Below are 14,774 nucleotides of genomic sequence, written 5' to 3'. Positions count from 1 at the left end.
TAGAAGGCCCACGATCCACCGTCAATGCACGCTTGGTGCGCATGCCCGCCAGTTCACCTGGCAATAAGCCGTTTCCCCTGGTTATCAAGTAACTTGTTATCAAGGTCCTTGATAACGGTGTGAGAAACTTACATTGGAGCCCGTCCTGACGGGGCACGATATCGTCTCCTGGTGACCGATCCGGGTGTCCCCGCGGCCGCTGCGCCGGACGCACCGCCGCCCCGTGTGAGCTACCTGGTGTTCCGGCTGGAACGCCGCATCCGCGCCTGCCTGGATGAAGCGCTCGCCCGGCACGGCATGACGACCACCGGATACATGGCGCTCAGCGAGCTGCGCCTGCGCGACGCCCCATCCTCGGCCGATCTGGCCCGCATCGCCTTCGTCACTCCGCAGGCGATGAACCTGGTCATCCGCGATCTCGAACAACGCGGCCTGATCCGCCGCGATCCGCATCCCTGCGGCGGCCGCGCTCTGCGCACCCGCCTTACCACGAAAGGTTTGAGCACCCTCCGGCGATGCGACCGCTCCCTCGACAGCATCGAAGCCGTCATGCTCGCCGAGATCGACGACCCGGACCGCACGACACTCACGGAAGCGCTCACGCTGTGCGCCCGAGCCCTCCACCCGGACACACGCCCCTGACCCCGGTCCTTCGGATGAGGCAAGCAGGATGGCTGACCGTCGCCACCTTCCCCAACCCGTTGCCCGCCGAGTCGTCCCAGCTCAGGAGACCGATCAGCTCACAGCAGATCTGCCCCAGGCAGATCGTGTCACCCCTGGTCCGAATCGCTGCACATGATGGACGCATGAGCGAAGAATCAAAACTTCCGCTGTTGAACGCGCAGGTAAGACGCGAGCTTTATGAGCAGCGTGTTCTCGTTCTCGACGGCCCTCTCGACGATGACAACGGGATGCTGCTGGCCACGCAATTGATGACACTCGCCACGCAGGACGCGTCGACCGACATCGCATTGTGGATCCACTCCCCGGGCGGCTCGGTTCCCTCGATGCTGGCGATTCGCGACGTCATTCGACTCATTCCCTGCGACGTATCGACCCTCGTGTTGGGCATCGCCTACAGCGCCGGGCAATTCCTGCTGTCCTCGGGAGCCCGGGGGAAGCGCCGCGCCCTGCCGCACTCACGCGTCCTGATGCACCAGGGCTCGGCGGGAATCGGCGGCACCGCGGTTGACATCGAACTGCAGGCCAACGACCTTCGGCATACGCGCGACACGGTGCTCGGCCTCATCGCCGAGGACACGGGACAACCCGTCGGGCGCATATTCGAGGATTCCCTGCACGATCGTTGGTACACAGCGCAAGAAGCACTCGACTACGGCTTCATCGATGCGATCGTGCAGAACTTCGGCGAAATCGCGCCCCACCATCGCCCGCGACCCGGATTCGGCATCACCGAAGGAGTCGGCAAGTGACCTCATATACGATCCCGAACGTAATCGCCCAGAATCCTCGCGGCGAGCGGATCATGGATGTCTACTCGCACCTGCTCACCGAGCGAATCGTTTATCTGGGCACCGCCATTGACGCGGGCGTCGCGAACGCGCTCATCGCGCAGCTGATCTTTCTGGAGTCGGACAACCCCGATGCCGAGATCCAGTTCTATATCAACTGCGAAGGCGGCGACCCGAGCGCGATGCTCGCGATCTACGACACGATGCGTCATATCCGCCCGCGGGTCTCGACCACCTGCGTCGGACAGGCCGTTGCCGTGGGTGCTGTCCTTCTCGCCGCAGGCGCCGAGGGAAAACGTGCCGCTCTCCCACACGCACGGGTGATCTTGCACCAACCGGCTGCTCAAGGGCGCGGAACGATCCCCGACCTCATCTTGCAGGCTGACGAGGTCGTACGTGTCCGGGCGGACATTGAGCGCATCCTGTCACGCCACACCGGCCAGACGATCGAGACCCTACGCGCCGACACCGATCACGATCGCGTGTTCACCGCGACCGCGGCCTTGGAGTACGGGCTCCTCGACCAGATCATCGAGGAGCACTCCTAACCCCGTGGACACCCCGGCAAGCCGCGCTATGCGGCCAGTGCGTACGCCGTCGTCGCCGAGCAGGTAGCGCCTCTCGACACGCTGTGCTGAGCGGGGCGCAGGCTCTCGGCCACGGCAAGGGTCAGATCGACCAGGGTCACATCCAGCGCTCCGGCGACCGCAGCGATCATCTCGCTCGACGGCTCTTTGAGCCCTCGTTCTATCTCGGAGAGATATTGCGGTGAGACTCCGGCGCGACTCGCCGTCTCGCTCAACTTCTCGCCTCGCTCGTGACGAATGCCTCGCAGACACTCACCGAGCACCTGCCTCCACAGCCGCTCGCGAACCGGAGAGAACTCGGGGGCGGTCCGATCGATCGCCGGACGCAGCGGCGGGATGGAGGAGGCCATGCCTACACCATAGGGAGACCTCACGTTCGAGTCCTGTCGGCTTCGCGTAGAGCAGAACCAGTCACTGGCCCCTCCGCCCGCCCTCAGGGCGCCTCCGCCCGCTCACGAGTGGGGCGCTGCGGCGGCGACCACTCGGTGACACGGGTCACCCGGCCACGTGACCAGGGCCGCATACCGCGCTCTGCAAGGTGAGGCGGGGTCCGGAAGCCGGGTTGCGGTCCTTCCAACGCCAGGCCGGCCACTCGTGTGAGGCGCGGGCATCCTGAACGCCATGTCCGTCGCCGGCGCCGACCGCCCCTCCCGCACTCGCCGTACCGACCCCCAGGCCCAGCACCTCGGCGCATCAGGACCCGAGGTGCTCAGCCCGCCGCCGGCTCTTCACCGACGGCGTACTGAGGGCCATGGGCTTACCGTGTATGTCGGAGGGGGAGATGAACCCCCATACGCCTGGCCAGGGGCTATAGGTTCCCCGACTTGAACCCTCAGCGCCAAGACAAAGCAAAAGCGCCAGGTCCGAGACCTGGCGCTTTTATGTGACCGGTGTCCGAGGGGGGACTTGAACCCCCATGCCCCGTAAAGGGCACTAGCACCTCAAGCTAGCGCGTCTGCCTATTCCGCCACCCGGACGTGGTGCCTGCACGTGAGACCGTCATCTCGCGTCGGCTCCGTAAGGTTAGCAAACTCTGGGGGGTGCGTCATACCGAGAATCTGGCGGGGCGCTCCGGAGCCGGCCGGGAGGCGATTCGACCGTGAAAACTGTCCCCGTCGCGGGCATGTCATGGGGCGGACGGGCAGGTCGGGGCGATAAGGGATGGTTTGCGATGGGGGGACTTGACCCGTCGCTGGATCTCCGGCGAAATCGCTTTGCGGCAACCATGTGTGCTGCTACGGTTACTTTCCGTTGAGGGGTGAGTCCACGGACCGGCCTCACGATGTGAGGTCGGTCCAGGAGCTCAGGAGGTCACGTGGCACGCACGTCGGTGCAGCAGGTGAGGGACATGTCCCTCGCTGCTCGGCGCGTGCCCGCGACGATCTCGGCGGACGGTTCGATCACCTGCCGGGCTGACCGGATGGCGCGGTTCGCGGCCGGCGCCCGTCGGGTCATCGTGCGAGCGGCAGCGGCCGGCATTCTGCTGGCCGCTGGTTGGTTGCTCGCCGTTGCGCTCGGGATGCTCTTCGCCGCTCCGGCGGCTGCGGACACCACCGCGGCGACAGGAGCAGGCACCCCCCAACTCGCCGCCGGCATTTCGCCGGTGAGCGGAATGGCCTCGGCGTCCGATGATGCCGGGGCGATGGCGGGGCTGACGGTCGACGGGCTCACGAGCCAGTCAGACCCCGGCCTTCCACCGCCTTCCACCGCCGACAACATTCTGGACACCGATGGTCTGGTGCCCACTGGCGGTGGCAATGGGCCCTTCGGGCCGCACATGGGCGATGTCGCGCGGTCTGATTTCGACCCGCGGCTCGAGGTTCGGCACGCCCCCAGGGCGTTCGAGCTACCCCCTGTCGTCCGCACAGCGGCGGACGACCCCTCTTTCTCCCCTGACTGATCCCCACCACAGGTCCCGGCTTTCGACTGCCGGCGGCGGAGCGTGGCTCGACTGCCCCTCCGCCAGTGGGTGACACGTCAATCACTGGTTCGCCAATCCCGAGGTCTCCGCTGTGCGCGGTGCGTCAACGACCTCGTACGACCTCGGCTGCCCGCGAACTGTCAGGTATTTCCCCCCAATCAGTAGGAGCATTCATCATGCGTACGTGGGCGAAGGCTTCGGCCCCTGCGGCTCTGCTCGCGGTTGCAGTCATGTCTTTCGGCGGCGGCACCGCGCTCGCCGACACCTCCGGTGACGGTTCCATCGGCGGCGGCAACCAAGTCAACCTCCCCATCTCCCTGCCGATCGACATCAGCGGCAACTCCGTCGCCGCGGTCGGCGAGTCCAGCGCCTCCTCCCGTGGTGGTGCGTCGGTGGTCGACACCAGCCAGGGCGGCGGCACCCCCAACCAGACCTCCGGCAACCACAGCGTGCTCGGCGGCAACCAGATCAACGCGCCGATCAGCGCCCCGATCAACGCCTGCGGCAATGCGGTCTCGCTGGTCGGCAGCTCCGACGCCGGGTGCACGGGCGGCGCCACCGTGCGCAAGTCCGGCAAGGGCGGCTCGGGCGGCAACCGTACCTCTGGTGATCACAGCGTGCTCGGTGGCAACCAGATCACCGCGCCGATCAACGCGCCGATCAACGCCTGCGGCAACGCGGTGGCGATCTTCGGCGATGCGACGGCGGGCTGCAAGGGCGGCGCCTCGGTCCGTGACACCGGGCCTGGCGCGGGCGGCAACCGTACCTCCGGCAGGAGCTCGGTGCTCGGCGGCAACCAGGTGATCGCGCCGATCAGTGCGCCGATCAACATCTGCGGCAACTCGGTGGCGGCCTTCGGGCAGGCGTTCTCCGGGTGCAAGGGCGGTTCGAGCGTCACCACCGGCGGGCACGGCCACCACGGCTACAAGAGCGCGCGGCACCACCAGGGCTCGACCGGTAACGACACTGACGGCCGTTTCGGCGCGGGCAGTGGCAACCAGGTCATCGCCCCGATCAGCCTGCCCATCACCGCCTGCGGCAACGCGGTGGGCAACGCGCAGGCCGGGTGCGCGGGCGGCGCCTCGGTGCACAACTCCAAGCACGGCTCCGGCGCGGGCGGCAACAGGACCTCGGGCCGTTCGGGTGTGCTGGCCGGCAACCAGGTGGTGGCTCCGATCACCGCTCCGGTCAACGTCTGTGGCAACGCCGTCGCGGTCTTCGGCGAGGCGTTCGCCGGGTGCAAGGGCGGCGCCTCGGTGAAGAACGGCGGCAAGGGGGCCGGTGGCAACACCACCTCGGGTCGTTCGGGTGTGCTGGCCGGCAACCAGGTGGTGGCCCCGATCACCGCGCCGATCAACGCCTGCGGCAACGCCGTCGCGGCGCTCGGCCTCGCCCAGGCCCACTGCAAGGGCGGCGCCGCCGTCTCTCCCCAGCACGGCGTGGGCGCGGGCGGCAACCGGACCTCCGGCAGGAACTCGGTGCTCGGCGGCAACCAGGTGATCGCGCCGATCACCGCTCCGATCAACGTCTGCGGCAACGCAGTGGCCGTCCTGGGTGACGCCGCCGCCGGCTGCCTCGGTGGAGCGCACGTCGGCCGGCCCCCGCACGACGGCGGCCAGTACCCCTACGTGTGGCGCGTGAGCAAGACCTCACACGCCGGGACGAGCGGCACGCTGCCCGCACTGCCCGCGCTTCCGGCGATGAGCGGCGTGCAGGAGGCCGGCAGCATGGCTCAGCAGATGAGCGGCTCCGGTCTGCCGTCGCTGCCGGTCGTCGGCGACGTGGCCGGCCAGGCCGGTCTGCCGAAGCTGCCCGGGCTGCCCGGCCTGCCCGGCGAGGCGAAGACCCCGCCGAGGGCCAAGAAGCCGTCCGGCGCCGCCGCCTTCAGCCCGTCCTCCGCCAAGCCGGCCGGCGGTGCCTCCGGCCCGGCATCCGCGCTCGCTCCGGCCACCTCGCTGGTCGGCTCCACCCCGGTCGGCGGTGCGGTGAGCTCCGCGACGGGCGGCCTGCCCACCAGCGGCCTGGGCCTGATGAGCGCCGCTCAGCCCATGGGCGTCACCGGGATGAACGTCGGCGCGCTGTTCGCGCTCGTCCTGGGCGGCATGCTGGCCGCCTCCGCGACGCTGTTCGCCACCACCCGCCGCTTCCGCCTCGGCCGGAAGTAGCCGCACACGGCCACTGCCCGCCGCCAGCGGGCAGTGAGCGATAGACGCTTTGCCCGTTCCGGGGGCGCGGCCCGGAGCGGGCAAAGCCATGTCCGGATGCCAACCGGTGCGGGCAAAGCCGTGTCCGGATGTCAAAGGGTGCTGCGGACCCGCATGATCCGTCGGCGGAGTCGTACGCGACGGCTCCCGTCGGGATACAGGCGGACCCGCGAGAGCTCCCACTGGCCGTACTCCGCGTGTTCGGTCAGCAGCTGACGTGCTGCTTCGCGTGATAGGTCGCGCGGGATGAAGATATCCATGTAGGAGTAGTCGGGCACAACGATTAGTCTCCAGAGTTGAGTCAGGGCGCCATGCAGCTCGATGGGCTTATTCTGCGTGCTGGTGGGTGGACCTGGAAGTCAGTGGGTAGCCCCGGGGGAAGGAATTTTTCGCGAGTCGGGTTACCTTTCAGGTCTGTGCCGGCTCCCGGCAGGGGGATTTTGCTAGCGAACAGCGAGGTAGGAAGCAGCGTGCCAGCCATGAACGGCAGCGCCGGCGGAACACGCCTGGTGATCGTCGAGTCGCCGGCCAAGGCGAAGACGATCGAGGGGTACCTCGGCGCCGGCTACATCGTCGAGTCCAGCATCGGCCATATCCGGGACCTTCCGGAGAAAGCCGACGACATCCCCGAGCGATACAAGGGGGAGCCGTGGGCGCGACTGGGCGTGAACGTCGAGCATGAATTCGAGCCGCTGTACGTGGTCAACCCCGACAAGAGGTCGCAGGTCGCCAAGCTGAAGCAGCTGCTCAAGGACGCCGACGAGGTCTATCTCGCCACTGACGAGGACCGCGAGGGCGAGGCCATCGCCTGGCATCTGCGTGAGGTGCTCAAGCCCAAGGTGCCGGTGCACCGCATGGTCTTCCACGAGATCACCCAGCAGGCCATCCGTGACGCGGTCGCCAACCCCCGCACGCTCAACCTGCGCCTGGTCGACGCCCAGGAGACCCGGCGCATCCTGGACCGGCTCTACGGCTACGAAGTCAGCCCGGTCCTGTGGAAGAAGGTCAAGCCGCGCCTGTCGGCCGGTCGCGTCCAGTCGGTGGCGACCAGGCTGGTGGTGGAGCGCGAGCGGGAGCGGATGGCGTTCACCTCCGCCCACTACTGGGACCTGCAGGCGCTGTTCGACACCGGCAGGACCGAGGAGCGCCCGCGGGACTTCACCGCGAACCTCACCGGGGTCGACGGCCGCCGCGTCGCGCAGGGCCGCGACTTCGCCAGCACCGGGCAGCTGAAGAACGCCGACGTGCTCCACCTGTCGGAGGCCGCCGCGGGCGAGCTGGCCGGCCGGCTCCAGGACTCGTCGTTCGCCGTCAAGTCCGTCGAACGCAAGCCGTACACCCGCAAGCCGTACGCGCCGTTCCGGACCACGACGTTGCAGCAGGAGGCCAGCCGCAAGCTGGGGTTCTCCGCCAAATACACGATGCAGGTGGCGCAGCGCCTCTATGAGGAAGGCTTCATCACCTACATGCGCACCGACAGCATCACGCTGTCGGAGACCGCCATCGCGGCCGCGCGCTCTCAGGCACTCAAGCTGTACGGCGCGGCGTACGTACCGGATAAGCCGCGCGTTTACACCAGCAAGGTGAAGAGTGCGCAGGAGGCGCACGAGGCGATCAGGCCGTCCGGGGAGGAGTTCCGCACGCCGGGCGAGACGCGGCTGAGCGGTGACCGGTTCCGGCTGTACGAGCTGATCTGGCAGCGCACCGTGTCGTCCCAGATGAAGGATGCCGTGGGCGAGTCCGTCACGGTCAAGGTGGGCGGCAGGTCGTCGGCCGGCGAGGACGTGGAGTTCAGCGCCTCGGGCCGGACGATCACCTTCCACGGCTTCCTGAAGGCGTACGTCGAGGGGGCTGACGATCCGTCGACCGACCGCGACGACTCCGAGAAGCGGCTGCCCAACCTGGCCGAGGGCGACCCGCTGACCGTGTCGCGGCTGGACGCGGCCGGCCACTCGACCAAGCCGCCGGCTCGCTACACCGAGGCGTCGCTGGTCAAGGAACTGGAGGATCGCGAGATCGGCCGCCCGTCGACGTACGCGTCGATCATCGGCACGATCCTGGACCGCGGCTACGTGTTCAAGAAGGGGACGGCGCTGGTGCCGTCGTTCCTCGCCTTCGCCGTGGTCAATCTGCTGGAGCAGCATTTCGGCAACCTGGTCGACTACGACTTCACCGCCGAGATGGAGAAGGTGCTCGACGACATCGCCAACGACCGGGCCGAGCGGGTGCCGGAGTTGCAGCGCTTCTACTACGGCGCGGACGGTGACGAGGGCCTCAAGGAGATGGTCAGCGACCTCGGTGACATCGACGCCAAGGAGATCAGCTCCTTCGCGATCAGGGGGAGCGACATCGTCATCCGGGTCGGCCGCTACGGCCCCTACCTGGACCGGGACGGCACCCGGGTGAACGTGCCCGAGGACACCACGCCCGACGAACTGACCGCCGAGAAGGCCGAGGAGCTGTTCTCGCGGCAGACGGGCGATCGTGAGCTGGGGCACGACCCGGAGACCGGGCACATGATCGTCGCCAAGGACGGGCGGTTCGGGCCGTACGTGACGGAGATCCTGCCGGAGGAGGCGCTGCCCGCCGAGGGGGCGCCGAAGAAGCGGACGAAGAAGGCCGAAGCCGTCAAGCCGCGGACGAGTTCGCTGTTCAAGACGATGTCGCTGGAGACCATCACGCTTGAGGACGCGCTGCGGCTGCTGTCCATCCCGCGCCCTGTCGGGGAGCTGGAGGGCGAGCCGGTGGTGGCGCACAACGGCAAGTTCGGCCCGTACCTGAAGAAGGGCACCGACTCGCGCTCGCTGGCTTCCGAGGAGGACCTGTTCACGGTCACGATCGAGCAGGCCAAGGAGCTGTTCGCGCAGCCGAAGCAGCGGGGCAGGGGCCGGGCCGCGGCCGCGCCGCCGCTGCGTGAGCTGGGCGACGACCCCAACTCCAAGAAGCCCGTCGTGGTCAAGGAGGGGCGGTTCGGGCCGTACGTCACCGATGGTGAGACCAACGCCTCGCTGCGCAAGGGCGACACGGTGGAGGAGATCACCATCGAGCGGGCGGCGGAGTTGCTGGCCGAGCGGCGTGAGCGGGCACCGGCGCCCAAGAAGGCCACCACCAGGAAGGCTCCGGCGAAGAAGGCGCCCGCTGCCAGGAAGAAGCCTGCCGCCAAGTCCTGAGAGGGCTCTCAGGACGGCGAGCGCGGCCCTTAGGGCTGCTCATAGCATGATGGCGTGGCCTTCCTCCTCGTGGTCGTGAGTGTGGTCGTTGCGATCCACCTCTATCTGTGGCACCGGCTGGTCCGCGCCACCACGCGGCCGGGGAGGGTGCGCACCGGGCTGACGTTGACGGTGGCCGGGCTGTTCCTGCTGGTGCTGGGCACCTTCGGGGGCATGCGCCTGGAGTCGCTGTCCTGGCTGTCATGGCCTGGCTACGCGTGGGTGGCGATCATGTTCTACCTGCTCGTGTTCCTCCTGGTGCTGGAGGTGCCGCGGGCGGTGGCCGGGGTGCTTGTGCGGCGGCGGGCCGAGGTGAAGGAGCCGGCCTCGGTTGTGGTCGCGAGCGCGCCGGAGGTGAGCGAGCCGGTTTCGGTTGTGGTCGCGTCCGTGCCGGAGGTCAACGGGTCGGCCGCGTCCGTGCCGGCACGGACGCCGGACGTGCCGGTCGACGCCTCTTCGCCGGGCGGTGCGTCTCCGCCTGTCGACGCGCCTTCGCCTGTCGGCGCGCCTTCGCCGGGCGGCGACATGAGCAGGCGGCTGTTTCTCGGTCGTGTCACGGCCGCCGTCGCGGGGGCGAGCGCGCTCGGCACGGTCGGTTACGGCGTCACGGTGGCGCTGGGTGACCCGGTGATCGAGCCGGTCAAGGTCACGCTGCCAGGGATGGACTCCAGGCTCGGCGGGTTGCGGTTCGCCGTCGTCAGCGACATCCACCTGGGGCCGCTCACGGGCAGGGCGCACACCGAGCGGATCGTCCGGATGATCAACGGGCTCGAGGCGGACGTGGTGGCGATCGTCGGGGACCTGGTCGACGGCTCGGTCGAGAGGCTAGGCGCGCTGGCCAGGCCGTTGCGGGGGCTGGAGTCGCGCTACGGCTCCTACTTCGTGACGGGCAACCACGAGTACTACACGGTCAACGGTCCCGGGGAGTGGATCGAGGAGCTGGGCGAGCTCGGGGTGCGGTCGCTGCGCAACGAGCGGGTGGAGATCCGGCACCAGGGGGCCGTGCTCGACCTGGCCGGGGTCAACGATCTCAACGGCGCCGCCACGGGCGACGGGCCCGACTTCGCCGCCGCGCTGGGCGGGCGGGCCGAGCGCCGGACGACGGTCCTGCTCGCGCACCAGCCCGTGCAGGCGGTGCAGGCCGCTCGTCACGGCGTGGACCTGCAGCTCTCCGGGCACACGCACGGTGGTCAGATGGTGCCGTTCAATCTGGTGATCCCGTTGCAGCAGCCGGTGGTGTCCGGGCTGGGCACGGTCGACGGGGTGCAGGTGTACGTCACGCGGGGGGCCGGGTTCTGGGGGCCGCCGATCCGGGTGGGAGCGCCGCCGGAGATCACTATGCTCGAACTCCGCTGACTTTCCGCACTCCGCCGTGCACGGAGCGTCTCCAATGCCGTAGTATCTCAAGGGATACACGGAGGTGATGATGGACTCTTCCCCGGCCAGTGGGGTGCCCGACGTCAGGTTCTGGGCGGAGCAGGGCGGGATGCTGCTCAAGCAGGCCCGGCATGCGGCGCGGATGCGGCAGAAGGAGCTCGCGGGGGTGAGCGGCACCTCGCGCACCACGCTGTCGGCCTATGAGCACGGCCGTAAGTCGCCCACGCTGGAGACCGCCGGGCGCATTCTGGACGCGGCCGGCTTCCGGCTGGTGCTGGAGCCCAGGGCGGGGTTCTCCTCCCGGGTCGCCGACGACGGCCGGCCGTTCTCCGTGCCCGGCCATCTGCCGCGCCTGACGGTGACGGAGGCGCTGGGCAAGCTGCGGCTGGGCGGGCGGATCTACGATCTGGCCGATCGCGGGCAGCGCCGCGAGGCCTACTCCGCCCTGCTGTGTGAGGGCGGGCCGAGGGAGTTGCTCGACCATGTGGACGGGGTGCTGCTCGTGGAGCTCTGGGAGGAGCTCGATCTGCCCGCCGCCGTCCGGACGGCCTGGGCGCCCATGATCGAGCAAGCGCGCAGAGGGGGCTGACGGACGATGGTCGTTCCGGGGGCCCATTCACGCTGTGCTACCTGCGCGCGGGGCCATGTACGTACTACCCTCAGCGACGAGCCGCCGGGTATATCCGACTCGTCGCTCGCCATCCCACTCCCAGCGAACACCTGGATACGCTGACATCATGACCGCCCTTGGCCGACAAACCCACGTGCTGGCTATCGCACCGTTCCGCCGGCTCTGGACGGCCATGTCCGTGTGCAGCCTGGGTGACTGGCTCAACATCCTGGCCCTGACCGCACTGGCCGGAAACCTCACCGAGGGTGACTACCGCATCCAGTCACTGGCCATCGGCGGTGTGTTCATCGCCAAGATGCTGCCCGCCGTCCTGCTGGGGCCGCTCGCGGGCGCGTTCGCCGACCGGTTCGACCGGCGGCTGACGATGTTCAGTGCCGACCTGGCTCGTTTCGCCGTGGTGCTGTCGATCCCGCTGGTCAACAGCTACCAATGGGTCATCATCGCGACGCTGCTCGTCGAATGCGTCAACCTCTTCTGGGTGCCGGCCAAGGACGCCACCGTCCCCAACCTGGTGCCCAAGGAGCAGCTCGAGTCGGCCAACCAGCTCAACCTGATGGTCACGTACGGCACCGCACCGATCGCCGCGGTGCTGTTCGCGGCCCTGTCGCTGGTCGGCGACGTCACCCGCAACGTGGTGCCCTTCCTGGCCTGGATGGACCCGACCGCGCTGGCGCTCATCGTCAACGCCTGCGCCTATCTCGTCTCGGCCTTCCTCATCTTCACGCTGCGCGACATCCCCAAGCGGGACGGGGCGATCTCCACGCCGTCCGTGTTCAAGCAGATCGTCGAGGGCTGGCGGTTCGTCGGCAGCAACCGGCTGGTGCGCGGCCTCATCATCGGGATGCTCGGCGCGTTCGCCGCGGGCGGAGCGGTGGTCGGCGTCGCCAAGATCTACGTGGTGGCGCTCGGCGGTGGTGACGCCGCCTACGGCATCGTGTTCGGCGCGGTCTTCGTCGGTATGGCGCTGGGCATGTTCTTCGGGCTCCGGCTGCTGCGCGAGCTGTCGCGGCGGCGGCTGTTCGGCCTGGCGATCATCCTGGCGGGGCTCGTGCTGGCGGCCATCGCGCTGGTCCACAACCTCGTGATCGTGGTCATGCTGACCGTGGTGCTCGGGGCGTGCGCCGGCATCGCCTGGATCATCGGCTACACCCTCATCGGGCTCGAGGTCGAGGACTCGATGCGCGGGCGCACGTTCTCCTTCCTGCAGTCCACCGCCCGGGTGACGCTGCTGCTGGTCGTGGCCGCGGCCAACCCGCTCGCCGCCCTGTTCGGCGAGCACCTGCTCCAACTCGGCGACCTGACCTACCAGTTCAACGGCACCAACCTGGTGTTGCTGGCCGGCGGCGTGCTCGCCACCGTCGTCGGCATCCTCGGCCTGCGCCATATGGACGACCGGAAGGGCGTCTCGCTCTCCGAGGACATCATCGCGGCCCTGCGCGGCAAGCGCTTCGAGACCGGCGCGGCCGAGCAGCTGCCCGGCCTGTTCGTGGCGTTCGAAGGCGGTGAGGGATCCGGGAAGACGACCCAGTCCAGGCTGATCGCCATCTGGCTGCGCGACCAGGGCTTCGACGTCGTGCAGACCCGCGAGCCCGGCGCCACCAAGATCGGCATGCGGCTGCGCGCCGTCCTGCTCGACGCGGCCGAGCGCGGGTTGTCGGCCAGGGCCGAGGCGTTGCTCTACGCCGCCGACCGTGCGGAGCATGTGGAGAAGGTCATCCGCCCCGCCCTCTACCGAGGCGCCCTGGTCGTCTGCGACCGCTACGTCGACTCGTCGCTGGCCTACCAGGGGGCAGGGCGGTCGCTCGACCCCGAGGACGTGTCCAAGGTCAACGCCTGGGCGACGGGCGGGCTGGTGCCGCACCTGACCGTGCTGATCGACACGCCGCCCGAGCTGGGGCTGAGCAGGCTGGGTGGAGCGGTGGACCGGATCGAGGCCGAGCCGCTGGAGTTCCACGAGCGGGTGCGCAAGGAGTTCCGCGCGCTGGCCGCCGCCGCCCCCGAGCGTTACCTGGTGGTGGACGGCACGCTGCCGACCGGGGAGATCACCCGCGAGATCCAGGACCGGATCCGCGAGATCCTGCCGGACCCGGTGCCGGAGGAGTCCGAGGACGCTACGGGCACGATGCCCGCCATCCGCGACTAGCCTGATGCCGTGGGTGTCTTCGATGACCTAGTAGGCCAGGACCAGGCGACGACCGTACTGTCGCGAGCGGCGGCTGCCGCGGGCGAGACGGTGCGGGGCGGGCGCGGTGCCGGGATGACGCACGCCTGGCTGTTCACCGGGCCGCCCGGCTCGGGCCGCGAGGAGGCCGCGCGGGCCTTCGCGGCGGCCCTGCTCTGCCCTGACGCCGGTTGCGGCCACTGCGACCAGTGCCACCAGGTGCTGATCGGCTCCCACCCCGACCTGGAGACCGTACGCCCAGCGGGTCTGTCCTACAGCGTCAAGCAGACCCGCGAGCTCATCCTCAGAGCGGCGGGCGCGCCCACCCAGGGGCGCTGGCGCGTCATCCTGTTCGAGGCCGCCGACCGGGCCACCGAGTCCGCCGCGAACGCCCTGCTCAAGGCCATCGAAGAGCCCCCGCCGCGCACGGTGTGGCTGCTCTGCTCCCCCGCCCCCGACGACCTGATGATCACCATCAGGTCGCGCTGCCGGCAGGTCACCCTGGTCACGCCCGGCACCGAGGCGGTCGCGCACCTCCTCGCCACCCGCGAGAGCGTGCCGTGGGAGACGGCCCGCTTCGCCGCCCGCGCGGCCCAGGGGCACATCAGCCGGGCCAGAGCCCTGGCGTTGGACGAGGCGACACGGCATCGGCGCGAGGCCGTGCTGTCCATCCCACGCTCGCTGACCGGCGTCGGCGAATGCGTCAGCGCCGCCGAGCGGCTGGTCAAAACGGCCGAGGAGGAGGCCGCTGCCTCCACGGGCGCGCTCAACGCGACGGAGACGACCGACCTGCGCAGGCTGTACGGCGAGGGCTCCACGGGCAAGGGGCTCAATCGCGGGTTGGTACGCGGCGGCGCCGGGGCGCTGAAGGAGCTGGAGGACCGGCAGAAGTCCCGGGCCACCAGGATCAAGCGCGACTCGCTGGACGCGGCGCTGCTGGAGCTGATCTCGTTCTACCGTGACGTGCTGGCGATGCAGTTCGGCGCGGGGGTGGAGCTGGCCAACGACGACATCCGCTACGAGCTCGACCAGCTGGCCAAGGTGTCCACCCCGGAGGAGACGCTGCGGCGCATCGACGCGATCATGCGGTGCCGGGAGCGCCTCGACCTCAACGTGAACCCGCAGATCGCGGTCGAGTCCATGATGCTGTCGCTTCGGATGAAGACTTCCTAGAAGTCCGCCAGAACGGGCCGCGCCGAAGACAGCGCGGTG

12 protein-coding genes and 1 tRNA gene are annotated in these 14,774 nt (G+C 69.2%); 10 read left to right on the top strand and 3 right to left on the bottom strand.

Annotation, left to right across the window (positions count from 1 at the left end; all coding sequences use genetic code 11):
- Positions 1-171 precede the first annotated feature (171 nt).
- The 3 genes from OHA68_RS12325 to OHA68_RS12315 all read left to right on the top strand — a co-directional run bounded on the left by OHA68_RS12325 (position 172) and on the right by OHA68_RS12315 (position 2,020).
- Positions 172-642, top strand: a complete 471-nt coding sequence (locus OHA68_RS12325) for a MarR family winged helix-turn-helix transcriptional regulator (protein ID WP_327107751.1) — start codon at positions 172-174, stop codon at positions 640-642.
- A 164-nt stretch (positions 643-806) separates the two neighbouring features.
- Positions 807-1,433 (top strand): ClpP family protease, encoded by a 627-nt coding sequence (locus OHA68_RS12320; RefSeq protein WP_327107750.1) that lies wholly within the window; start codon positions 807-809, stop codon positions 1,431-1,433.
- Positions 1,430-2,020, top strand: a complete 591-nt coding sequence (locus OHA68_RS12315; protein ID WP_091081201.1) for a ClpP family protease — start codon at positions 1,430-1,432, stop codon at positions 2,018-2,020. The genes OHA68_RS12320 and OHA68_RS12315 overlap by 4 nt, the downstream gene beginning before the upstream one ends.
- Positions 2,021-2,046: 26 nt before the next feature.
- On the opposite strand, the gene OHA68_RS12310 is transcribed toward OHA68_RS12315, so the two are convergent.
- A complete protein-coding gene (locus OHA68_RS12310; RefSeq protein WP_327107749.1) occupies positions 2,047-2,409 on the bottom strand; it encodes a helix-turn-helix domain-containing protein in 363 nt (120 codons plus the stop codon).
- Positions 2,410-2,950: 541 nt separating this feature from the next.
- Positions 2,951-3,036: transfer RNA gene (locus OHA68_RS12305), tRNA-Leu, on the bottom strand.
- A gap of 338 nt (positions 3,037-3,374) precedes the next feature.
- Between OHA68_RS12305 and OHA68_RS12300 the strand changes: the two genes are divergently transcribed.
- Both OHA68_RS12300 and OHA68_RS12295 read left to right on the top strand, forming a co-directional pair.
- Positions 3,375-3,959 carry a hypothetical protein gene (locus OHA68_RS12300; RefSeq protein WP_225277108.1) on the top strand — a complete coding sequence of 195 codons (585 nt, stop codon included), beginning with the start codon at positions 3,375-3,377 and terminating at the stop codon, positions 3,957-3,959.
- 251 nt (positions 3,960-4,210) lie between these two features.
- Positions 4,211-6,145, top strand: a complete 1,935-nt coding sequence (locus OHA68_RS12295) for a chaplin family protein (RefSeq protein WP_327107748.1) — start codon at positions 4,211-4,213, stop codon at positions 6,143-6,145.
- A gap of 131 nt (positions 6,146-6,276) precedes the next feature.
- On the opposite strand, the gene OHA68_RS12290 is transcribed toward OHA68_RS12295, so the two are convergent.
- Positions 6,277-6,444 carry a DUF5703 family protein gene (locus OHA68_RS12290; RefSeq protein WP_263651807.1) on the bottom strand — a complete coding sequence of 56 codons (168 nt, stop codon included), beginning with the start codon at positions 6,442-6,444 and terminating at the stop codon, positions 6,277-6,279.
- 219 nt (positions 6,445-6,663) lie between these two features.
- Between OHA68_RS12290 and topA the strand changes: the two genes are divergently transcribed.
- The 5 genes from topA (at position 6,664) to OHA68_RS12265 (ending at position 14,735) form a co-directional block, all read left to right on the top strand.
- Positions 6,664-9,354 (top strand): type I DNA topoisomerase, encoded by a 2,691-nt coding sequence (gene topA, locus OHA68_RS12285; protein WP_327107747.1) that lies wholly within the window; start codon positions 6,664-6,666, stop codon positions 9,352-9,354.
- 54 nt (positions 9,355-9,408) lie between these two features.
- Positions 9,409-10,749 carry a metallophosphoesterase gene (locus OHA68_RS12280; protein ID WP_327107746.1) on the top strand — a complete coding sequence of 447 codons (1,341 nt, stop codon included), beginning with the start codon at positions 9,409-9,411 and terminating at the stop codon, positions 10,747-10,749.
- A 67-nt stretch (positions 10,750-10,816) separates the two neighbouring features.
- Positions 10,817-11,359: a helix-turn-helix domain-containing protein gene (locus tag OHA68_RS12275; RefSeq protein ID WP_327107745.1), complete on the top strand. Its 543-nt coding sequence runs from the start codon at positions 10,817-10,819 to the stop codon at positions 11,357-11,359.
- A 148-nt stretch (positions 11,360-11,507) separates the two neighbouring features.
- Positions 11,508-13,544, top strand: a complete 2,037-nt coding sequence (gene tmk, locus OHA68_RS12270) for a dTMP kinase (protein WP_327107744.1) — start codon at positions 11,508-11,510, stop codon at positions 13,542-13,544.
- A 9-nt stretch (positions 13,545-13,553) separates the two neighbouring features.
- The gene (locus OHA68_RS12265) at positions 13,554-14,735 is read left to right on the top strand and encodes a DNA polymerase III subunit delta' (RefSeq protein ID WP_327107743.1); all 1,182 of its coding nucleotides are present in this window, start codon (positions 13,554-13,556) and stop codon (positions 14,733-14,735) included.
- Positions 14,736-14,774 lie beyond the last annotated feature (39 nt).

The sequence above is a fragment of the Nonomuraea glycinis genome (assembly GCF_035920485.1).
GTDB classification, from domain to species: Bacteria; Actinomycetota; Actinomycetes; order Streptosporangiales; family Streptosporangiaceae; genus Nonomuraea; species Nonomuraea glycinis.
This window is presented reverse-complemented; position numbering and strand designations above follow the sequence as displayed.